This window comes from Streptomyces sp. NPDC059832 (assembly GCF_042731715.1).
In the GTDB taxonomy this organism is placed as follows: Bacteria; Actinomycetota; Actinomycetes; order Streptomycetales; family Streptomycetaceae; genus Streptomyces.
Genome location: NZ_JBHWIY010000051.1, coordinates 1 through 21,034, shown reverse-complemented (window position 1 = coordinate 21,034; position 21,034 = coordinate 1). Strand labels below are relative to the sequence as shown.

The 21,034-nt window shown below is 70.5% G+C and carries 16 protein-coding genes, 1 tRNA gene and 1 pseudogene; 12 read left to right on the top strand and 6 right to left on the bottom strand.

Features of this window, described 5'->3' with window-relative positions; genetic code table 11:
• Positions 1-68 precede the first annotated feature (68 nt).
• Positions 69-1,055: a hydroxyacid dehydrogenase gene (locus ACFV8T_RS41740; RefSeq protein ID WP_385338130.1), complete on the bottom strand. Its 987-nt coding sequence runs from the start codon at positions 1,053-1,055 to the stop codon at positions 69-71.
• A gap of 339 nt (positions 1,056-1,394) precedes the next feature.
• Between ACFV8T_RS41740 and ACFV8T_RS41735 the strand changes: the two genes are divergently transcribed.
• The 5 genes from ACFV8T_RS41735 to ACFV8T_RS41715 all read left to right on the top strand — a co-directional run bounded on the left by ACFV8T_RS41735 (position 1,395) and on the right by ACFV8T_RS41715 (position 8,753).
• Entirely contained in the window at positions 1,395-2,408 is a 1,014-nt protein-coding gene (locus tag ACFV8T_RS41735) for an ABC transporter permease (protein ID WP_385338127.1), read from the top strand.
• 82 nt (positions 2,409-2,490) lie between these two features.
• Positions 2,491-3,351, top strand: coding sequence for a carbohydrate ABC transporter permease (locus ACFV8T_RS41730; protein WP_385338172.1), 861 nt, complete (start codon positions 2,491-2,493; stop codon positions 3,349-3,351).
• A gap of 52 nt (positions 3,352-3,403) precedes the next feature.
• Positions 3,404-5,077 carry an extracellular solute-binding protein gene (locus tag ACFV8T_RS41725; protein ID WP_385338124.1) on the top strand — a complete coding sequence of 558 codons (1,674 nt, stop codon included), beginning with the start codon at positions 3,404-3,406 and terminating at the stop codon, positions 5,075-5,077.
• Positions 5,074-6,540 (top strand): M1 family metallopeptidase, encoded by a 1,467-nt coding sequence (locus ACFV8T_RS41720; RefSeq protein WP_385338122.1) that lies wholly within the window; start codon positions 5,074-5,076, stop codon positions 6,538-6,540. Before ACFV8T_RS41725 ends, ACFV8T_RS41720 begins: the two co-directional genes overlap by 4 nt.
• On the top strand, positions 6,537-8,753 hold the full coding sequence (locus ACFV8T_RS41715; protein ID WP_385338119.1) for a right-handed parallel beta-helix repeat-containing protein: 2,217 nt from the start codon (positions 6,537-6,539) through the stop codon (positions 8,751-8,753). The genes ACFV8T_RS41720 and ACFV8T_RS41715 overlap by 4 nt, the downstream gene beginning before the upstream one ends.
• A 103-nt stretch (positions 8,754-8,856) precedes the next feature.
• Here the strand turns inward: ACFV8T_RS41715 and ACFV8T_RS41710 are convergent, their stop codons facing one another.
• Both ACFV8T_RS41710 and ACFV8T_RS41705 read right to left on the bottom strand, forming a co-directional pair.
• Positions 8,857-9,759 (bottom strand): transketolase family protein, encoded by a 903-nt coding sequence (locus tag ACFV8T_RS41710; protein ID WP_385338116.1) that lies wholly within the window; start codon positions 9,757-9,759, stop codon positions 8,857-8,859.
• A 66-nt stretch (positions 9,760-9,825) separates the two neighbouring features.
• Positions 9,826-10,527: a transketolase gene (locus ACFV8T_RS41705; RefSeq protein ID WP_385338113.1), complete on the bottom strand. Its 702-nt coding sequence runs from the start codon at positions 10,525-10,527 to the stop codon at positions 9,826-9,828.
• Positions 10,528-10,653: 126 nt separating this feature from the next.
• On the opposite strand from ACFV8T_RS41705, the gene ACFV8T_RS41700 reads away from it, so the two are divergent.
• The 5 genes and pseudogenes from ACFV8T_RS41700 (at position 10,654) to ACFV8T_RS41680 (ending at position 15,331) form a co-directional block, all read left to right on the top strand.
• Positions 10,654-10,727: transfer RNA gene (locus ACFV8T_RS41700), tRNA-Pro, on the top strand.
• 227 nt (positions 10,728-10,954) lie between these two features.
• Positions 10,955-11,416, top strand: coding sequence for a hypothetical protein (locus tag ACFV8T_RS41695; RefSeq protein WP_385338110.1), 462 nt, complete (start codon positions 10,955-10,957; stop codon positions 11,414-11,416).
• Between the two features lie 286 nt (positions 11,417-11,702).
• Positions 11,703-12,113 (top strand): hypothetical protein, encoded by a 411-nt coding sequence (locus ACFV8T_RS41690; RefSeq protein WP_385338108.1) that lies wholly within the window; start codon positions 11,703-11,705, stop codon positions 12,111-12,113.
• Positions 12,114-12,172: 59 nt separating this feature from the next.
• Positions 12,173-12,316, top strand: a pseudogene (locus ACFV8T_RS41685) (TIGR03842 family LLM class F420-dependent oxidoreductase); the annotation flags it as partial.
• Positions 12,317-12,685: 369 nt separating this feature from the next.
• Positions 12,686-15,331: a hypothetical protein gene (locus ACFV8T_RS41680; RefSeq protein WP_385338105.1), complete on the top strand. Its 2,646-nt coding sequence runs from the start codon at positions 12,686-12,688 to the stop codon at positions 15,329-15,331.
• 82 nt (positions 15,332-15,413) lie between these two features.
• On the opposite strand, the gene fusA is transcribed toward ACFV8T_RS41680, so the two are convergent.
• Complete coding sequence (gene fusA, locus ACFV8T_RS41675) at positions 15,414-17,519, bottom strand: elongation factor G (protein WP_385338102.1); 2,106 nt, start codon at positions 17,517-17,519, stop codon at positions 15,414-15,416.
• Between the two features lie 533 nt (positions 17,520-18,052).
• On the opposite strand from fusA, the gene ACFV8T_RS41670 reads away from it, so the two are divergent.
• A complete protein-coding gene (locus tag ACFV8T_RS41670; protein WP_385338099.1) occupies positions 18,053-18,685 on the top strand; it encodes a class I SAM-dependent methyltransferase in 633 nt (210 codons plus the stop codon).
• A gap of 19 nt (positions 18,686-18,704) precedes the next feature.
• On the opposite strand, the gene ACFV8T_RS41665 is transcribed toward ACFV8T_RS41670, so the two are convergent.
• Positions 18,705-19,031 (bottom strand): hypothetical protein, encoded by a 327-nt coding sequence (locus tag ACFV8T_RS41665; RefSeq protein WP_385338096.1) that lies wholly within the window; start codon positions 19,029-19,031, stop codon positions 18,705-18,707.
• 121 nt (positions 19,032-19,152) lie between these two features.
• Entirely contained in the window at positions 19,153-20,034 is an 882-nt protein-coding gene (locus tag ACFV8T_RS41660) for a DUF2510 domain-containing protein (RefSeq protein ID WP_385338170.1), read from the bottom strand.
• Positions 20,035-20,142: 108 nt separating this feature from the next.
• On the opposite strand from ACFV8T_RS41660, the gene ACFV8T_RS41655 reads away from it, so the two are divergent.
• Positions 20,143-20,922, top strand: coding sequence for a crotonase/enoyl-CoA hydratase family protein (locus ACFV8T_RS41655; protein ID WP_385338093.1), 780 nt, complete (start codon positions 20,143-20,145; stop codon positions 20,920-20,922).
• Positions 20,923-21,034 lie beyond the last annotated feature (112 nt).

Here is a 21,034-nt window from a genome sequence, read left to right as displayed (position 1 = left end):
CGCACCGGACGACGCTCCCTGCGGGCGGACATCGCCGGTCAGGGCACGGGACTGCGCCGGCCAGGGGCTCACGCGATCCTCCCCAGGTCGGCCCGGTGCACCGGGTGGTCGAACGGTGTGCCCCGCGCGTACCGCGCCAGCTCGCCGACCGCGAGCGCCCCGAGCCGCCCCACCTCGTTGCCCTGGGCGCCCGCCAGGTGCGGGGTGAGGAAGACGTTCGGCAGGTCCCACAAGGGGTGGCCGTGCGGCAGCGGCTCGGGGGATGTCACGTCGAGGACCGCGTCCAGCCGCCCGCTGACCAGGTGCCCGGTCAGTGCTTCGGTGTCCACCAGGCGGCCGCGCGCGGTGTTGACGAGCAGGGTGCCGGGGCGCATCAGGCCGATCCGCCGGGCGTCGATGATCCCGCGGGTCTCCGGTGTGTCGGGGGCGTGGACGGTCACCACGTCGCTGGTCGCCACCAGGGTGTCGAGATCGGTCGGGGTGACGCCGAGCAGTTCCGCCTCGGCCGCACCGATGTAGGGGTCGTAGAGCAGTACCTCCGCGTCGAGGACCCGGAGGAGCTCGATGACCCGGCGGCCGATCCGGGAGGCCCCGACCACACCGATGGTCAGCCCGTGCGTGCCGAGCCAGTGCTGCCGGTCGAGGTCGGCGCCGGTGCGGTGGGTGCGTCGGGTGCGGAAGAGCCCGGCCAGCGGGAACACCCGCTTGGCGCCCATGATGATCGCCGCCAGGGTGAACTCGGCGACCGGTACGGCGTTGGCGGCGGCGGCCGACGAAACCACGATCCCGCGATCGAACGCAACCGGGGACAGAAACGTCTTCACCGTGCCGGCCGCGTGGATCACGGCACGCAGCGCGGGCGCCCGGTCCAGCAGCCCGGCGTCGACGGGCGGGCAGCCCCAGCCGGTGAGCAGGACCTCCGCGGCACTCAGCGCCGCGGCGGCCTGCGGGGAGTCGAACTCGCTGATCACGGACGGGTCGAGAAGGTCGGCGGTCTCCTCCAGACGGGCCCGTACCGGTGGCGGAAAGACGTCGTCCAGCAGTCCGGGGCTCATGACCAGGAGCGTGCGCGGCCGTCGCGGGGACGGTGCCGCGGCATCGCTACCGGAATGTGCCGGTGCCTCTTCGGTGGTTCGCACCCTGCCTCCGGACAGTAATCGCGTTCTATGGGATGACCGGCACGCTAAGGAGCGCGATGGCCGACCGTCAAGCTCCGACCTGCTGCAACTGTCCAGTTCAGCAGCATATTTACTGGTTCGATGTGCCGGATTCGGCCGCCGGAGCATCGCGGCTCAATGACTTTTGCCCGGATCTCTTGACGCTTGGGTTAACCGCTTACTAACTTGCGGCCCCAGAAGGCCCACCACGCGCCACCCAGCCGAACAGGACGCACCATGGCTGAAACAGCACCCCCGTTGCCGCGGGAAAAGCGGCGACGGATGGCTGAAACACCCTCCCCGCCAGCCGCCGGGGCCGTTGTCGCACAACAGCGGCTGAGCCTCTGGCAGCGGATCAAGCGGGACCGGGTGATGCTGCTGCTCACCCTGCCCGGCCTGCTGTACTTCGTCGTCTTCCACTACGTACCGCTGCTCGGCTACGTCGTGGCGTTCCAGGACTACCAGCCGTACCTCGGCTACATGCACAGCGTCTGGGTGGGGTTCGCCAATTTCTCCGCGGCGTTCGGCGAGCCGGCCTTCTGGTCCGCGACGTTCAACACCCTGGAGATCGCCCTCGTCCAGCTGGTGTTCTTCTTCCCGATCCCGATCGCCCTGGCCCTGCTGCTCAACAGCATCGCCAGCGACCGGATCAGGCGCTTCGTGCAGAGCGTCGTCTACCTGCCGCACTTCATCGGCTGGGTCATCATCGTCTCGATCTTCCAGCAGATCCTGGGCGGTGCCGGGCTCCTGCCCGATGTCCTCGGCGGCCTGGGGCTGCCGCGCTACGACATGATGAGCGACCCCGACGCCTTCCCCTGGCTGCTGACCCTCCAGGTCGCCTGGAAGGACGCCGGCTGGGGCACGATCATCATCCTCGCCGCGCTGCTGAACATCGACAAGCAGCAGTACGAGGCCGCCGCCATCGACGGTGCGGGGCCGCGACGCCGCCTGTGGCACGTGACCCTGCCGGGCATCGCCCCCGTACTCATCCTGCTGCTGATCCTCAACCTCGGGCAGATCCTCTCCGTCGGCTTCGAGCAGATCCTGCTCCAGCGGGACGCGGTCGGCCCGGACGCCGGTGAGGTCCTCGACACCTACGTCTACTACCACGGCATCAAGGACAACGACTGGGGCGTCGCCGCCGCCGTCGGACTCGTCAAGGCGGTCATCGGCACCGCACTCGTCCTGGGCGCGAACAAGTTCGCCCACCGACTCGGCCACGAAGGGGTGTACCGCGGTGCTGACCGCTGAGAAGACGCGCGCCACGACGGAATCCACCGCACCGGCGCCCCGCCCCGCCCCCGCCCGGAAGTCCGACGGCCGTCCCCCGTGGATGGAGCGGCCGACCCGCATCGGACAGACCGCCAAGGCAATCGCCATCGTCGTGGTCGTCCTCGCCGTCGCCTACCCGCTGGTCGGCGTCATCGGCACGAGCTTCGCCTCGCAGACCGACATCATCAAGAGCTCCGGCCTCGTCCTGTGGCCGGACCACCCCACCCTGGACGCCTACCGCACCATCTTCACCGGCGGAGTCGTCACCCGGGCGCTGATCGTCTCCCTGGGCATCACGGTCTTCGGCACCCTCGCCAGCCTCCTCGTCACCGTCGGCATGGCGTACGGGCTCTCCCGCCGCGATGTCACGGGCTCCCGCTTCATCCTGATGACGGCCCTGTTCACGATGCTCTTCAACGCGGGCATCATCCCGAACTTCCTGCTGGTCAAGGGCCTCGGTCTGTACGACACCTACGCGGCGCTCGTCATGCCCACCCTGGTCAGCGCCTTCAACCTGGTCGTCCTGCGGTCCTTCTTCATGAACCTGCCCGAGGAGCTGTACGACGCCGCGAAGGTCGACGGAGCCGGAGACTTTCGCGTCCTGGTGCGGATCGTCCTGCCGCTGTCCAAGGCCGTCCTCGCCGTGATCAGCCTCTTCTACGCGGTGACGTACTGGAACGCCTTCTTCAACTCGCTCCTGTACCTCAACGACTCCGACAAGTGGCCGCTGCCGATGGTGCTGCGCACCTACGTGCTCCAGGGCCAGAGCCTGAACGCCGCCTCGGCCGGCGAGGTGCTCGCCCCGCAGCAGGCCGTACAGATGGCGGTCCTGGTGATCGCCGTCGTACCGATCCTCTGCGTCTACCCGTTCCTCCAGCGCTACTTCACCAAGGGCGTGCTCACGGGCGCCGTCAAGGGCTGAGCGCAGCCACCGCCCCCCACTCCTTCCTTTCCCCTCTCTCAAGGAGATTCAGGTGTCGAGCTCCACCCCCATCAATCGCAGAGCACTGTTCCGCATGGGTGCGGGCGTCGGTCTGGGACTGGCCGCCGCCCCGCTGCTCGCCGCCTGCGGCGACGGCGGCACGACCGCGAAGGCAGAGGCCAAGAGCGCCTCGCTGCTGCCCAACACCGCGGTCCGCAACATCGGCCTCAAGCCCGACCTGGCGGGCACCGCGGCGGGCGTTCCGCAGGGCTTCTTCAGCTACCCGGCCAAGCCGCTGCGCGCCACGAAGGGCACCCCGCTCAAGGGGGCGAAGCCGATCAGCGCGACGATGGAGACCTTCTCCCCGCCGCCGCCCGCACGCGGCGGCAACGCCGCCTGGCAGGAGATCGAGAAGCTCCTCGGCGGCCAGGTGAACATCACCGCCGTCCCCGCGGACGACTACGGCACCAAGTTCTCCACCATGGTCGCCAGCGACAGCCTGCCCGACCTCTTCATGTACCCGGAGAGCGGCGGCGTCGACAACAAGGCCGCCTTCCTCCAGGCCAAGTGCGCCGACCTGACCCCGTACCTCGCCGGTGACAAGGCCAAGGACTACCCGAACCTGGCCGCGATCCCGAAGGGCGCCTGGCAGTCCGCCATCTTCGGCGGGAAGCTCTACGGCATCCCGATCGCCCGGACCGGCACCGGTGGCGCGGGCGTCTACCGCCACGACCTGTTCGCGGAGGTCGGCGTCACCAGCCTCGACCAGATCACCGACCTCGACCGGTTCGTCGAGGTCTGCAAGGAGCTGACCCGGCCCAAGCAGGACCAGTACGCCATCATCGCGGGCGCCACCAGCATGCTCGCCATGTCCGCGGGCGCGCCCAACTTCTGGCGGCTGGACGAGAAGACCGGCAAGTTCACCGTCGACCTGGAGACCCCGGAGTACCGCAAGGCCGTCGAGACGGCGCGGCTGCTGTACAAGGCCGGCTGCTACTACCCGGGCACCCTCCAGATGTCCGGGGCGCAGAAGGCCCAGTACACGGACATGTTCAAGAACGGCAAGGGCGCCTACGTCTACGACGGCATGCCCACCTACCTGGCACCCGGCGTCGGCTACATCGCCTCGATGAAGGCGATCGACAAGAAGTACGACCCGCGCCCGCTCGTGCCGGTCGGCAAGGACGCCGTCGCCTGGATGGACAACGTCTCGCTCCAGAACACCCACATCAAGAAGGCGTCCGGAGACCGCGTCAAGGAGATCCTGGCCCTCGCCGACTTCGCCGCGTCCCCGTTCGGCAGCCAGGAGTACACCCTCATCAACTACGGGGTCGAGGGCAAGGACTTCACCCGGGACGCCAAGGGCAACCCGGCGCTCACCAAGCAGGGCACCCAGGACGTCACCGTGCCGTGGAAGTTCATGGCCTCCGCCGTCCCGGCGATCTTCAGCGCCGACTCGGAGCAGGGCGTCCGCCACGTCCACGACGCCTTCACCAGGATGATCCCCATGATGGTGCCGGACCCGACGCTCCAGTACTCCTCACCCACCTGGGACTCCAAGGGCTCCGGCAGCCTCAACACGCTCAAGGGCGACGCGCTGAAGGACATCATCTCCGGTCGCAAGCCCATGTCCGCCTACGACCAGCTCGTCAAGGACTACCTGGCCAAGGGCGGCGAGCAGGCCCGAGGCGAGTTCGAGGACGCCTTCCAGAAGGGGAAGAAGTGACGACCCGACGCTCGGCCCTGAAGCTCGGCGGCGCGGCGGTGGCCGCGGCCGTCGCCGTACCCGCCCTCGGCTCGCCCGCCTCCGCCCGGTCGCACGGCTTCGACCCGAAGCCGGGCTCGGACGGCGTCGGTGACCCGCTCTTCCCGACCCTCGGGAACGGCGGCTACCAGGTCGTCCACTACGACCTGACCTTCGACTTCACCCCGGTCACCTACGACTTCACCGCCGTGGTGCGGATCAACGCCAAGGCCACCCAGGACCTCTCCGCGTTCAACCTGGACACCGACGGCCACACCATCGACGCCGTCACCGTCGCCGGCCGCCCCGCCACCTGGGCGCTCTCGCCCGGCAAGAGCGGCCAGGAGCTCACCGTCACCCCCGCCCGCCCGCTCCACAACGGGCAGGCGTTCACCGCCGAGGTCCGCTACCGGGGCAACGGCAAGGCGCCCCGACTCGGCCTGACCGGCTGGAAGTTCGGCACCGACGGCGGCTTCGCCTCCGCCGCCCAGTCCTCCCGCGCCGACACCTTCCTGCCCTGCAACGACACGCCGTCCGACAAGGCGACGTGGACCTTCCACATCAGCGCCCCGCAGGGTTATGTCGCCGCCGCCAACGGCGAACTGCTCCACAGGACCCCGCGCGCCGACGGCTCCACCGTCTGGCACTTCGCCCTGCGCGAGCGCATGGCGACCGAACTCATCGGCATCGCCGTCGTCAAGGGCACCTATCTGTACGGCACCGGCCACCGCGGACTGCCCCTGCGGCACATCGTCCCGCAGGGCCAGGAGGACAAGTACGGCCCGATCGTGGCCCGCACGGCAGACCATCTGGCCTGGCTGGAGGCGAAGTTCGGCCGCTACCCGTTCTCCGTCTACGGCGTCCACATCTACGACGGCTACACCGACGCCCTGGAGAACCAGACCCTCTCCCTTTTCTCCACCAACTGGTTCAAGCTCAACGCCGACGGGCAGCCCGGCTACGAGACCACCATGGTCCACGAGCTCGTCCACCAGTGGTTCGGCGACTCCGTCACCCCGAACGACTGGCAGCAGGCCTGGCTCAACGAGGGTCCCGCCGTGTACTACGCCGGTCTGTACGGCGAGGAGCGCGGCTGGTCGGTCTTCGAGGACAAGATGAAGGCGACGTACGAGAAGCTCGACGCGGTCCGCGCCGCCGACGGGCCGCCCGGACTGCCCAAGGCGCTCGGCGGCACCAACATCTACGACGGCGGCGCCCTCGTCCTGTACGCGCTGAGCCTCCGGATCGGTCAGCGGAAGTTCGACCGGGTCATGCGCGAGTGGGTGAAGCGCTTCAAGGACTCCACATACACCAGCGAGGCGTTCATCCGGCACACCGTCGACGTCACCGGCGACAAGTCCCTCGACCCGTTCCTGCGCGACTGGCTCTTCGGAGCCGTGAACCCGCCCATGCCCGGCCACCCCGACTGGAAGGCCTCCGCGTGAACCGCCGCTCCCTGAACGTCGTACGAGGAACCGCCGCTGCCGCCTCCGCCGCCGTCCTGGCCGCGCTCCTGGCGGCCCCGGCCGCCCAGGCCGCCCCCGGTACCCGCACCCTGTACGCGGCGCCGGACGGACATGGCACCTCCTGCACGGTCGCCCGCCCCTGCACCCCGGAAGGCGCCCGCGACCAGGCACGCACCGAGACCGGCCGCGACGTGCGCGTACTCCTGAAGAACGGCACGTACGAGCTCGACCAGCCCCTGGAGCTCGGTCCCGCCGACTCCGGGAAGAACGGCCGCACGGTCACCTGGACCGCGGCCCCCGGCGCCCGCCCCGTCCTCTCCGGCGGACAGGACATCACCGGCTGGCGGCAGAACACCGACGGCACCTGGACCGCCGACGTCCCGGCCGGCGCCGACCCCCGCCAGCTCTTCATCGACGGCAGGCGCGCGACCCGCGCCCGCGGCGAGGCCTGCGCGGCGAGCACCTGCGACGCCACGAAGACCGGGATGACCGGCGCCGTCGCCACGGGCATCGCCCAGTGGCAGCGCCCCACCGACGCCGAAGCCGTCATCCGGGTCCGCTGGCGCAACTACCACTGCCGGATCACGGGCGTGAACGGCGATGTCATGACCTTCGCCCAGCCCTGCTGGACCAACTCGTCGAGCGGCACCGACCGCACCGGACCCGCCTGGGACTCCACCACGGTCGACTCCACCCGCTACAGCGGCGTCGCCCACTTCGAGAACGCCCCCGAACTCCTCGACCAGCCGGGCGAGTTCGTCTGGGACTCGAAGGACCGCACGGTCACCTACCTGCCGCGCAAGGGCGAGAACATGCGCCATGCGCGGGCCGTCACCCCGCACACCGAACAGCTGCTCGTCGTCGACGGCGCCCACGACGTCACCGTCAGCGGAATCGGCTTCGCGTACGCGGCGTACCGCCGGCCCGGCACCGACGAGGGCTACGCGGGCATGCAGGCCGGTCTCACCCTGACCGGCGCCACCGGCCCCGTCGACCACGCGGGCCGCTTCTACACCAAGCCGTCGGCCGCGGTGACCGTCCGCCGCGGACAGCGCGTCAGCATCGACAACGCCCGGTTCAGCCGGCTCGGCGGGGCGGGCGCGATCCTCGAAGCGGGCACCAAGGACAGCTCGGTGACCCGCTCCTCCTTCACCGACCTCTCCTCGGGCGCCGTCTACGTGGGCGACACCGAGCCGATGCCGTCGGCGGCGCTCGCGGGGGAGCGGAACACCGTCGCGCACAACACCATCACCCGCTCCGGCGTCGAGTTCACCGACTCGGTGGGCATCTGGGCCGGGTACGAGGCCGGGCTGACCGTCGACCACAACAGCCTGGACCACCTCCCGTACTCCGGGATCTCGGTCGGCTGGGGCTGGAACCAGCCCGAGTCCCAGAAGTCCGTCCTGCGCGACAACAAGGTGACGAACAACCGGATCACCCACGTCATGGAGGTCGCCCAGGAGCAGCACGACGGCGGGGCGATCTACACCCAGGGCGCACAGCCGGGCACGGTCGTCTCCGGCAACTACATCAACCGCTCCGCCTTCGGGAACACCGAGCGCGACGGCAACGGCATCTACCTCGACGAACAGTCCTCGCACATCGTCGTCGAGAAGAACGTCATCACCCGCATCGGCTACAAGTGGGTCTCGAACTGGGCGGACTACGGCATCCAGAACACCGCCCGGGGCAACTGGACCGACACCGCCGCGCCCGCCCTCGGCGGCACGGGCTCGGTCATGACGGACAACCTCACCGGCCTCGACCGGCTGCCGGCCGAGGCCCTCGCCGTCGCACGCCGGGCAGGCGCCCACGGCGGTCCGGTCGAGCAACTGCGCACCGACCTGGCCCGTACCGGCACGGCCACCCAGTCCTCCACCGAGGGAACGGCGGGCGCGGCGCTCGCCCTGGACGGCGACACCAACACGGACACCCGCACGCTCTCCGAGGCGGGCGCCTGGTGGCAGGTCGACCTGGGCGCCGTGCAGCGCGTCCGTCAGATCGAGATCTGGAACAACTCCTCCGCCACGACCGCCGACTTCGACGTGGTCACGGACGACGGAACGGTCCACGTCAGCGGGAAGGCGCTGCGCCCGACGGTCCTGGACCTGGACAGCCGCACCCGCACGGTGAAGATCGTGACGTCCGGCACCGGACGCGTGGCACTGTCCCAGGTGCTCGTCCACCCGTAGTGGTTCCCTCTCTCCCGCCGGGCGGCATCGAGCCCGCCCGGCGGGAGAGGGTGACACCGGCACCGGAACGCCGCCGGTCAGCCGACCGGCGGCTTTGGCCCGGTCAGCGGCGGAGGAAGGCGCCGATCCGCTCCCGCAGCCCCCTCGCGTCCAGGCCGTGCGCGGCCAGGTGCTCGTCCATCTCCCCGTACTTGCGCAGCTCGGCCCGCCCCACTCCGAGGCCCAGCACGCGGTGCGGCAGCTCGGCGAGCGCGTCATTGGCGGCAGCAGTGGACGTGCCCGCCAGATACGGCTCGACGATCACCACATCGGCGACTCCGTGACCACCGACCGCCCGCCGCAGCCCGTCCCCGTCGAACGGGCGCACCGTTGTCGCGTACAGCACCGTCACATCGAGCCCGTCGGTCGCGGCGAGCACGTTGTCGAGCATCGGTCCGACGGCGATCACCACCCCGCCCGTCCCCTCCCGCACCGCGGTGAACCCGCTCCCCGCGCCGACCGGCCGCGCCCGGTCGTTGGACTGCACCGACAGGCGCACATACACCCGGCCGTCCCCGGCCGCGGCCTCCCGCAGCAGCACCTCGGCCTCGTCCGGGTGGCCCGGCACATGAACGGTCCAGTCGTCCAGGGTGTCCAGGAGCGCGACATCGCCCGGCGACATATGGGTGAATCCGCCGGCCGGCCAGTCGTACGAAGCTCCGGCGCTGACCAGCACCCCGCCCACTCCCTGGTGGCCGAAGTCCAGCTTGACCTGCTCGAACGGCCGCTCCACCAGAAAGCTGGCGAAGGTGTGCACGATCGGCCGCAGTCCGGTCAGCGCCATCCCGGCGCCCGCGCCGACCAGCAGCTGCTCCCTGATTCCCACATTGATGACCCGGTCCGGATGGGCCCGCGCTGCCCCGCCGAAGCCGTCCCGGCTGATCTCGGCCAGGACCAGGGCGAGGCGCGGGTCCTCGTCCAGCAGTTGTGACGTGGTGGCGATGAAGCGGTCACGCATCGTGTCCATGTGGAGTGTCCCTCTCGTGTCGTGCAGGCTCGGTGTACTCGGGTCCCCGGCTTTCGCGCGGTGCGTTCAGTCCTTCGGGTCGACGCGCGCGACCACGGCCCGCGGCTGTCCGGGGTGCGGCGCGGTGAAGGCCGCGTACAGCGCCTCGTGGTCCCGTCCGTCGACGGAGCCGACCGACCAGCCCGCCGCCTCGAACCGGGCCGCGATCCCGCCGGGCCGGGCGTACGAGGACGACGCGTTGTCGATCACCACGGTGTGCAGCTGTTCCAGCCCGGCCGGGCCCGCATAGGCCAGCGCCTCGTGATTGCTGCCCTCGTCCAGCTCGGCGTCCCCGATCAGCACCCACACCCGCGGATCGGGGAGCCCCTGCGCCCGCAACCCCAGCACGCTCCCCACGGCCAGTGGCAGCCCGTGCCCCAGCGACCCGCTGCCGATCTCGACCCCCGGCACCAGCATCCGGTCCGGATGGTGCCCGAGCGGTGAGTCGTACGCCCCGAACCCCGGCAGCAGCTCCTCGCCGAAGAAACCGTGCGCGGCCAGGACCGCGTAGTACGCCATCGGCCCGTGCCCCTTGGACAACAGGAACCGGTCGCGACCGGGCGCGTCGACGGTGCCGGGCGTCACCCGCAGCACCCGGTCGTACAGCACCCACAGGGCGTCCAGGGTGGAGGTCGCTGCGGGGCCGTGCTTCTCGTCCCCGGTCATCAGGCTCATCAGACGGTTCATGTCGCGGTAGTCGCGCTTCGGTGCGGCGGTGGTGTTCGTCATGGCACAAGCGTTGAACATCAAGCTTGGTTGAGGTCAAGCGGTAAAGGCGTTCGTGACCACCCGCCCGAGTGCGGTATTGTTCTCATGCGCGTTCAGCCAGGGGGAAACCCCAGGTCAGGCGGGCATCGGGACGTGGCGCAGCTTGGTAGCGCACTTGACTGGGGGTCAAGGGGTCGCAGGTTCAAATCCTGTCGTCCCGACTGTGTGGAAACGCAGGTCGGAGGCCGTTCTCTCATCCATGGGAGGGCGGCCTTTCGTGTGTCCGGGGGTGTGGAGCTTGTGGAGGGCTTCGCGGAGGCGGTGGATGTGGTCGCGTGGTGGTCGCAGCCAGGTGTGGGACCCCTTCACGGGTGAGCAGGTGGTGCGGATCCCACGGGGAGGCCATGGCGCGGTGGCGTTGCCGGGAGGCAGGGGATTCGCCCACGCCGTGGGCAGCCGGATCGTCGTACGGGACCTCGACACCGGCAAGGAGCGGTCCTTCGAGGCCGACGTCCCGAGTGTCGACGCCCTCGCGGTGTTGGAGGATGGCGCGGCCCGGCGGATCGTGTCAGCGGGGCCGCAAGGCGTCAGAATCTGGGACCTCGACGCTGAGGTCGAGGCCGAGCCTGACGAGCGCAGGTTGGGATGGCGGAATCGGCCGCCATCGACGCCGAGAGGGCTACGCGACATGTGGCCTCTGTGCAGGGCTCGTTACTCGCGCGAGAACGTGGACGTGGCCGTCCTTGCCCTGGGCAGCCTCGTGGGCCTGGACATCCACGACGCGGCGACGGGAAAGCCCCTGAGGCGCCTCGATGCCGGACCAGTCGTCGCGGTCCGGTCACTCCCGTCTGCGCCTGGTACCGCACTGGTGGCTGTCACGGGGCGGGACTCGTGGACCACCTGGGACTAGGCGTCCGGGCGTCCTGTGACAACCCTGTTCGGCGGGCAGTTGGACAAGAAGCCCTCGTGTATCGCGTTGACACCCGCGGGGCCACCGGTATTCGTCATCACGGGAGGCCGTTCAATACTCCATTGCGTCACGTGGGACCCAGACGAGGGCAAAGCAGTGGCCTCGGCCGTCGTACTCGACCCGAAGGTCGAATGGGTGGGCTCGCTCGTCGCCCTCCCACCGCGCTCCCACGGCAAACGGGTCGTCGTCGCCGCACTGGGCCGGAAATGAGATCGCCCTCATCGACGTGACCTCTGGGGACCGTATCGGCGCTCTGATCCTGCCACGCCCCCATCTCGAACCCCAGCGCCTGTGCACCTTCACGGCCCACGGCGGTCGGTTTCTGCTCGCCGCCTCGACGAACGCCGCCATCCACGTCTGGGACACGGTCGACGGCACGCCGCTGGCCACCTTTGCCTCCCCGGACACTCTGGCCCTGACCGGTCTGAATCTGCCCGACGGCCGCACGTTACTGGCCTCCGGCGACGCCGGTGGCGTCCGCATCCGGGACCCGTGGACCGGAGATCTCCGACACACCCTGCTCACCGGGGCCCCAGTCCACGCACTGGCGGCCAGCGCCACCCCGACGGGCACCGTCCTCCATGTCCACGGCCCGGCGGGCCTGGCGACGGTGTCGGTGGACGATCGGCTGCTGTGAAACCGTTCGCCGTGGCTGCCTCGCCGGTGCCGAGGCAGATGTCGCCGGACAGAAGGCCGCTCCAGCTCGCCGGCCCCTTCCTGACCGAGCGGATGGTCAAGGCCGTCCGCCAGGCCGCCGCCGACGCCGGCCGCGATCCGTCCTCAGTCACGATCTGCGTGGCCGCCCCCGCGTACGTGACCCCCGACGACTCGCCGGAAGCCCGGCCCCGCAACGAGTGGAGGCAGCCCACTCCTCGACTGCCGCGTATGCACCGACATCCTGATGGCGAAACAGCACGGGCACTCTGGGGACCAGTTGGGGACCAGACGGTCTGCGCGACGCCGCACGACGGACCCTCGCGCGCACAACCTGCGCCCGGACGAAGTCCGCTATCCAGAAAATACCCTTGACCTTTACTCCTGGGGGTCAAGGGGTCGCAGGTTCAAATCCGAGAGATGCTGAGCCGAGTCGTCGGCGCGCTCCTGCCGTACTGCTTCATCGGAAGTTGCCGTAAGTCCAACTTCCGTATTTCCCGGCCCACTTGACACTATAGTGATCGCCGATTAGCCCTCCGACAACGGGGAGTACGGATGGGGCTGGACGGTGTTCTGGCGCATTTGACCTTCAGGGAACGCTTCACCCGCAAGAGGGTGCGTTTCGAGCGCAGATCGGGTGCGCTCATCGTCCAGGTCGAGGGTGTTCCCGCCCCTGTCAGGCAGTGGCTCGGTGCTCTGCTCAGGAGCTACCGCGGCATCGTGCCGGTCAACAATCCGAGCGATGTCCAGGCAGGGCAGGACGAGGAAGGCCTGGTCGTCGAGCAGTTGCAGGCGATGACCGAGGGGTGCGGCTACGGCGGGCGAGTCGCTCATGGCCTGCCCATAGTCTTCCCGCGCTTCGCGGCCGCCCGCACGGCGCTCTACGAATGGCAGCCCGTCCCCACACAGTCCCACCCGCGACGGATCGGTGACCTGAAGCGGCAGATCAGGGAGGCGATCACCGAGGAGCGCCGGCAGACCCTGCCCGAACTGCGCCCCCGGCTGGATCCCCTCCTGGACGACCCGTACGTCAATGAGCGCATGGGCGGCGGGCTGGTCGGGCTCGTCCTGAAGGTGATCAACGCGTTCAGGTTTCCCCACCACCGGACGGTCCGCTGGTACGGCACCCGGCGCTTTCCCCGGCAGCGCACCTTCGAGGCGGTCTGCGAGGAGCTGGAACGGCTGCGGAGCGAGCCCGCGGCGGCGAAACAGCTTCTGCTCGTCGAGGCGCTGCTCGCCGACATCGACGCGCACTACGGTGTCGTCCGCCGCCTGAACAGGGCGCGCCGCCCCGTCCTCCTGCTGCCCGACGTGGACACCGTGCCCGCGCGGCGGATCATCCGGGACCGGCTCATCGAGGCGTACGACGGAGAGTCCCGCGCCCTGCGCGTGTACCCCGTGGTCATCACCACCTCGCAGCCCGGCGGGGCCTCTCCCACGGCGGGCGCGAAGCCGCCCGTGCCGGCGGACGGCCTCGCGGAGGCGCTCGGCGGGCGCTTCGCCGAGCGGGTGCGCGTCGCGGAGGAGCGGAGCCGCGGCCTTTCCACGCCGCTGCCCAGCCGTCTGGTCCAGGTCACCCTGGACGAAGCGCCCGACCCGCGGCCCGGACTCCGGCCGGGCCGCCGCATCCTGGGGCCGGTGACGGCCGTGGTCACGGCGCTGGCGCTCGCCGCGGCCGGACTCGGCACCTACTACGGCTTCTTCCGTGAACCGGAGAGCTGCGGCAACGGCCTTGAGGTGCACGGTGCGGAATGCCTGGGCGTCTCCGACGGCACGGGCGTGTTCATGCCTTCCGTCGACGGCATGCCCGAAGTCTTCGCGCGTATCGCGGAACAGAACAAGGCGGTCGCCGGTGCCGAGCACGCGACCGTCGCTCTGCTCATCCCGATGGAGTCGGACAACCCTGCGGTGCAGCGTCAGATCCTCAGCGAGGTCCAGGGCGCCTACCTGGCCCAGGCCGGGGCCAACGGGGTGGACTCCGCGAAGCCGCCCATCCGCCTCGTCCTTGCGAACCCGGGCAAGGGCTACGGGAGATGGAAGGAGACGGTCGATCAACTCCAGCACCAGGAACCCGACTTGCGGGCCGTCGCCGGATTCAACCTCAGCCTGACGACGACCAAGGAAGCGCTCACGTATGTGACCAATACGCTGAAGCTCCCGGCCGTCGCCAGTGTGGTGACGGCCGATGACTTCTCCAACCCCGAAGGCAAGGAAACGGTTCCCTTCCCCGGCCTCGCGCGGGCGGTGTCCACCACGAAGGAACAGGCCCGCGCACTCCTCGCCTTCGACCCGGACCTGGCCGGGGCGGAAACGGCCCTGGTCGCCGACGACCGGCCGGGCGACGACTACAACCGCTCCCTGCGGGACGCCTTCGCCGAAGCCAGAGCGGGCAAGGGGCAGGGCGGGGTCCAGGACATGCGCTTCGAGTCCCCGGGCGTCGAGGAGGCCGGTGTCACCCCGAACGAGTTCGAGGACTTCGCGGGAAACATCTGCCGCTCCAACGCCCACGTCATCTACTTCGCCGGCCGAGCCCTCCACCTGAAGCTCTTCGTCAACAAACTGGCCACCACCTACTGCCGGGAGAAGAAGTCGTACACGGTGATCACCGGCTCCGACGCCACGACACTCGACCAGCGCCTCGACGACAGACACCGCGCCCTGCTCCGGGGCGATCCGGGATCCGGCAAGCCGTCCGTCACCATCCGTTACGCCGCCCCGGCGCACCCCGACGCCTGGAGCATCGAGCTGCGGAGGTGGCAGCAGGACCCGAAGCGGAGAGGACAGCAGCCGCCGCTCTATCTCAGGGAGGCCCAGGACGCGATGGACACACTGCGGCAGGGCATCACGGAACAGGACGGAGCCATCGGCGACGTGTACCTCGACGACGGGCGCACCATCGTCACGTACGACGTCGTCCTGACCGCGTCCAGGGCGTTGGCGCGAGCGGTCCACACCAGTGGGCAGGAAGTGCCCTCGGCCGACCGGATCCGCAAGGACCTCGGGAAGCTGAACGCCGATCTCCGCGTGCGCGGAGCCAGCGGCTGGATATGCCTCACCAACGCGGGCAACCCCTACAACAAGGCCCTGTCCGTGGTCCATCTCGAACCAGGCTCGAAACGGCTGACGTTCGAGGGGGTGGCCTGGCCGACCGGGCACGCTCCCGCGCGGGAGGACGACTGCGTGATCCCGGCGCACCCGTAGCCCGGCGTGAGGGAACGGGAGGCCGCGGCGACGGCCCGGCCGCGCCGGCCCCGCCCGCGAACGGGAGGGACCGGCACGGTCGTTACCGGGCCGGTGTCCCCGGGGACACCGGATTCGGCGCCGGGGCGTAGCCGGCGGGACGGGTGGTGAACGTTCCCCGCCCCTGGGTCCGGCTGCGCAGCCGGGTCGCGTAGCCGAACAGCTCCGCCAGCGGCACGGTCGCCGTGATCACCGCCGTGCCCGCCCGTGCGGTCGAGCCCGAGACCCGGCCGCGCCGCGCGGCCAGATCGCCGAGGACCCCGCCCACGGCGTCGTCGGGCACGGTGACGGTGACCTCCGCCACCGGCTCCAGCAGCACCATCGAGCTCGCGCGCAAGGCCTCACGGAGCGCGAACCGGCCGGCCGTGCGGAACGCCATCTCCGAGGAGTCCTTGGAGTGGGTGGCTCCGTCGGTCAGCGTGACCCGCAGCCCGGTCACCGGGTGCCCGCCGAGAGGGCCCTCGGCCAGTGCGTCCCGGCAGCCGGCCTCCACCGCCCGGACGTACTCCTGCGGCACCCGTCCACCGACGACGGTCGACCGGAACACGAACCCGGCATCGCCGCCGTTGTCGCCGTCCAGGTCACCGCCGGCCTCCAACGGCTCCGCGTCGAGGACGACATGGGCGAACTGGCCGGCGCCCCCGTCCTGCTTCACATGCCGGTACGCCAGCCCGGACACCCCGCGGGCGACCGTCTCCCGGTACGCCACCTGCGGCCTGCCGACACCGATCTCCAGCTCATGAGCACGCCGGATCTTCTCCACGGCGACCTCCAGATGCAGTTCCCCCATTCCCGAAAGCACCGTCTGCCCGGTCTCGGGGTCGGTACGGACCGTGAGCGAAGGGTCCTCCTCGACGAGCCGCGCCAGCGCCGTCACCAGCCGTTCGGTGTCGGTGCTCCGGCGGGCCTCGACCGCCACGGAGACGACCGGGGCGGCCGAGGCCGGCGGTTCGAGGACCAGGGGCGCCGCGGGCGCGCACAGCGTGGCCCCGGTGCGGGCCGCCTTCAGCCCGATCACCGCGACGATGTCCCCGGCCACCGCCGTGTCCACGTCCGAGTGCCGGCCGGCCTGCACCCGCAGGATCCGCCCGATGCGCTCGTGGCGCCGCGCCCCCGCGTCCAGCACGGTGTCCCCCTTCCTGATCGTTCCCGAGTACACCCGCAGAAAGGTCAGCCGTCCCGTGGCCGTCGAGTTCACCTTGAACACCAGCGCGGCGAACGACGCCGCCGGGTCGGCGGCCCGCTCCTGCACCGCGCCGTCCAGGGTGCCGCGTACCGGCGGCACGTCCAGCGGCGAGGGCAGATAGGCCACGACGGCCTCCAGCAGCGGCTCGATCCCCCGGTTGCGGTAGGCCGAGCCGCACAGCACCACGACGGCCTCACCGGTACGGGTCAGGTCGCGCAGCGCGGCCGTCAGAGTCCGCTCGGAGACCGAAGACTCCGCGCAGAACTCCTCCAGCGCGGCCGGATGGAGCTCCGCCACCGTCTCTTCGAGCAGCCGCCTGCGCCTCCGCGCTTCTTCGCGCAGTTCGTCCGGCACCGGCCCCTCCTCGTAGGTGTCGCGATCGTCGGCCCAGACCAGCGCACGCATGCGCAGCAGATCGACCACCCCGGTGAATCCGTCCTCGGCCCCGATCGGCAGCTGGACCACCAGCGGGACCGTGCGCAGCCGGTCCCTGATCGAGGCGACCGCGGCGTCGAGGTCGGCGCCGGCACGGTCGAGCTTGTTGACGAACGCGATCCGCGGCACCCCGTGCCGGTCGGCCTGCCGCCACACCGACTCGCTCTGCGGCTCGACGCCCGCGACGGCGTCGAACACCGTGATCGCGCCGTCCAGCACCCGCAGCGAGCGCTCCACCTCGTCGGAGAAGTCGACGTGGCCCGGGGTGTCGATCAGGTTGATCCGGTGACCGTCCCAGTCACAACTCACCGCGGCGGCGAAGATGGTGATCCCGCGGTCGCGTTCCTGGGAGTCGAAGTCGGTGACGGTCGTCCCGTCGTGGACCTCGCCCCGTTTGTGGACGGCGCCGGTGAGGTAGAGGATCCGCTCGGTGACCGTGGTCTTGCCCGCGTCGACATGGGCGAGGATGCCCAGATTGCGGACGGCGGTCAGCGGACTGGCGGGTTGACGGTGGAGTTCGGTACGCACGGCCCATGGCCTTTCGGAATGATCCGGAACGGGATGGCGCGCGATTTCCGGACGAACCGGCCTGTGATCAGGCCGGGCGAAGACCCCTGAGGCGGTGCGTCACACCGGTGCGCTGCCGCCCGTTCGTATCAACACCGGGCAGTGCTGGGTCAGTTGTTCGTACCGGGGGGCCGGTACGGGCCGCGCAGCCCGTACCGGGCGCACGAAGACACCAGGATCACCTCGTACCGCGACGGGGGAACGACGACAGCGGTGCGGTAGCGCACGGCCGGTCTCCCCTCACTCGTCACGGTGCGCGCCGCAGTGTTGTCGCGGCGTGCGATTGGTGGCGAGTGTAGTGAACACCGGTGCGGGCAGGGAACCGGATTTCGAGGCGCCGCTGCCAGGGGGAGCGGGCGTGCTGCGCTCCCGTTCCGCCGATGCGTGTATCGTCCCCATTCCTCATGTGCCGTGCCAGGGAAGGACGTTGAAGGCGGCGGCGAATGATGAAACGATCCGGTGGACCGCAGGGGGCAAGGGAAGGAACCGCATCGATGGACGAGGATCACGGCCTCGCCGCCGCCACGGTGTTCGACGCACTGGGCACCGACTACGAGCGGGCATTCGGCGGATCCGCCGCCCACCGCGCCTCCTTGCACCGGCTGTTGGGCGATCTCGCACCGCACAGCCGGGTCCTGGACGTCGGCAGCGGAACGGGGCGGCCGACCGCACTGACCCTGGCCGAGGCCGGGCACGACGTGCTGGGGGTCGATGTCTCACCGGTCATGGTCGAACTGGCGGCCCGGCAGGTTCCCGGCGCGGTCTTCGAGTGCGCCGACATCCACGAACTTCCCCTGGAAGAGGGAAGTTTCGACGCGGTCTGCGCGTACTTCTCATTGCTTCAGATGTCCCGCGAACACCAGTCCCGGCTCCTGCGGAAACTCGGGCGGCTGCTGGTTCCCGGCGGACATCTGGTCGTGGCCACGGTGCCGCTGGACGTGGAGGACTTCGACGTCGTCTTCATGGGGCAGGAGGTACGGGCCACGAGCTTCGCTCCGGAGGAGTTCACCGAGCTGGTCGCCGAGGCCGGCTTCTCGGTGCTGTGGGAGCAGAGCACGCTCTTCACGCCGGAATACGAAGCGGCGGTGGCCGAGCCCCAGTTGTTCCTGCACTGCCGACGGGCCTGACACCGGGTCCGGCGGCTTCTCAACGCTCGACCGGCAGCCGTTCCGGGCGACGCGCGCGCCGGACCCCGGGACACCGCCGGACAAGGGCGCCGGGGCGCCCGCCCGACCGCAGCGGGCCCTTCCAGTGCCGCAGGGCCTGCCTGCCGCACCCACGCCACTGCGCGGGCGAGACGGGTACGGCCTGCCCGCCCCGCGTGGCCAGCGCGTTCACCGGAGTCATCGGATCCGTCGCCATGGTCTTGGCGAGCAGCACGCCGATCACCAGTGGGGCCAGGGAGAGCGCCAGGGTCGTGCCGGCTGTGGTGACCTGCTGGATACGGGGGCGGAGCGGTGCGTCAGGAAGCATGACAGTCATTCGACCAGCGGCCGCCCGCCGCTGGATCGGACGACGTACTCAGCTCGACCCGCCCTCGTACTCACGCCAGGATGTACGGGGGCGGGCCACCGTGCCCGTCCGGTGACGGGCCCTACGCGTTGGTCCCGGGACCGGAACCCGTTCCCGAGGCGGCCTTGATCCCCTTGGTGATGTCGTCCATGACGGAGAGCGCGGGGGCCTTGGCACTGATGTCGAAGCCGGACCGGACCACGATCAGCATGTCCTTGGAGCGGGGCGACGGGAAGGCCAGCGACTGGACGTACCCGTCGTCACCGCTCTTCGTCACCACCTTCCAGCGCACCACGTAGCCCTGCTCACCGGCCACGGTGACCGGTTCGGACTTGAGTTCCTGGTGCGAGGTGATGCCGCCGTAGATCTTCTCGCCGTACGACTCCGTGGCATTGGCGGAGATGTCCTTCTCCGCCGTGGCCTTCGCCGTCGTGGTGTCGAGCTTCAGGCCCTTCGCGGGCATGGAGAACACCCCGCCGCGCACGCACTGCTCGGACTTGTCGCCGGGGCAGGGGTAATCACCCGTGGTCACTCCCGCGCCGGCGATACCGGAGCTGCCCTTCCAGCCGTCGGGCACCGGCAGACCGATCCCGCTGGTCAGGTCCGTGGCGTAGCCGTCCTCGGTCTGCGGCATCTGCCGCTCGGGGCCCCTGCTCTCACCGCCGCCCCCGCCGGGCGCGCCCGGCCCGCGGCCGGGAGCCTGCGACGGTGCGGTGGACGGGGCCGGGGCCGCGTGTTCGTCCGTGCCGCCGGACTTGTCCGACAGAAGGAAGACGCCGCCCCCGATGGCGGCGAGGACCACCACACCGGCGGTGATGCCCAGTCCGATGCGCGTCCGGCGGCGCCGGACCACGGCGGGCGGCACGCGGAGCTGGTCGGTCCACCGGGTGCCGTCCCACCAGCGCTCGTGGATGGGGCCGATTCCTGTATGCCCGGGGTCTGGGTGCCAGCCGGGAGGGCTCATCTGGGTCACGCGCCCCACCGTAGAACGGTTGCGTGAGAATCGCATGAATCAGCTGTGCCGGCGGGGTCCTCCGCCGTCCCCGCGTCAGCCACTGTGGGAGGCCGAACGATGAGTGAACGACCAGCCGTGCGGATCGAGCGCGACGGCGCCGTGTTCACGGTGATCCTGAGCCGGCCCGAGGTCCGCAACGCCGTGGACGGGCCGACCGCGAGCCGACTGGCCGACGCCTTCCGGGAGTTCGACGAGGATCCGGACGCGTCTGTCGCCGTGCTGTGGGGCGAGGGCGGAACGTTCTGCGCGGGCGCAGACCTGAAGGGCATCGGTACGGAGCGGGGCAACAAGGTGCTGGCCGACGGCGACGGGCCGATGGGGCCGACCCGGATGCGACTGGGCAAGCCCGTCATCGCGGCGGTCTCCGGTCATGCGGTGGCCGGAGGCCTGGAGCTGGCCCTCTGGTGCGATCTCCGGGTGGCCGAGGAGGACGCGGTCTTCGGGGTGTTCTGCCGCCGCTGGGGTGTGCCGCTGGTGGACGGCGGAACGGTACGGCTGCCGCGGCTGATCGGTGAGAGCCGGGCCATGGACATGATCCTCACCGGGCGGCCCGTCCCGGCCGCCGAGGCGTATGCCATGGGGCTCGCCAACCGGATCGTCCCGACCGGTGAGGCACGCGGCGCGGCGGAGCGGCTGGCCCGGGAGATCGCCGCGTTCCCGCAACTGTGCCTGCGCCACGACCGGCTGTCGGTGCGGGAGCAGCACGGTCTGAGCGAGCCGGAGGCGCTGGCCGCGGAGTACCGGCACGGTCTGGTGCCACTGACCGCGGGGGAGACGCAGGCCGGGGCCGAACGGTTCGGGGGCGGTGCGGGCCGTCACGGATCCTTCGACGAGTGACCGGTGGACCGGGGGGGGGGGGCCTTCCCCCCCCCCTCCCGGACGAAAAACCCGGGGGGGCACCCCTCCCGGGTGGCCTCTCCCCGCGTTGGGGTTTTTTTTTTGTTGGTTT

Excerpts from the sequence above, each read along its gene's own strand:
- ACFV8T_RS41660 (WP_385338170.1), bottom strand. The coding sequence starts at position 20,034 with ATGAGCCCTCCCGGCTGGCACCCAGACCCCGGGCATACAGGAATCGGC.
- ACFV8T_RS41705 (WP_385338113.1), bottom strand. The coding sequence starts at position 10,527 with ATGACGAACACCACCGCCGCACCGAAGCGCGACTACCGCGACATGAAC.
- ACFV8T_RS41740 (WP_385338130.1), bottom strand. The coding sequence starts at position 1,055 with ATGAGCCCCGGACTGCTGGACGACGTCTTTCCGCCACCGGTACGGGCC.
- ACFV8T_RS41670 (WP_385338099.1), top strand. The coding sequence starts at position 18,053 with ATGGACGAGGATCACGGCCTCGCCGCCGCCACGGTGTTCGACGCACTG.
- ACFV8T_RS41710 (WP_385338116.1), bottom strand. The coding sequence starts at position 9,759 with ATGGACACGATGCGTGACCGCTTCATCGCCACCACGTCACAACTGCTG.
- ACFV8T_RS41655 (WP_385338093.1), top strand. The coding sequence starts at position 20,143 with ATGAGTGAACGACCAGCCGTGCGGATCGAGCGCGACGGCGCCGTGTTC.
- ACFV8T_RS41680 (WP_385338105.1), top strand. The coding sequence starts at position 12,686 with ATGGGGCTGGACGGTGTTCTGGCGCATTTGACCTTCAGGGAACGCTTC.
- ACFV8T_RS41730 (WP_385338172.1), top strand. The coding sequence starts at position 2,491 with ATGGAGCGGCCGACCCGCATCGGACAGACCGCCAAGGCAATCGCCATC.
- ACFV8T_RS41665 (WP_385338096.1), bottom strand. The coding sequence starts at position 19,031 with ATGCTTCCTGACGCACCGCTCCGCCCCCGTATCCAGCAGGTCACCACA.
- ACFV8T_RS41735 (WP_385338127.1), top strand. The coding sequence starts at position 1,395 with ATGGCTGAAACAGCACCCCCGTTGCCGCGGGAAAAGCGGCGACGGATG.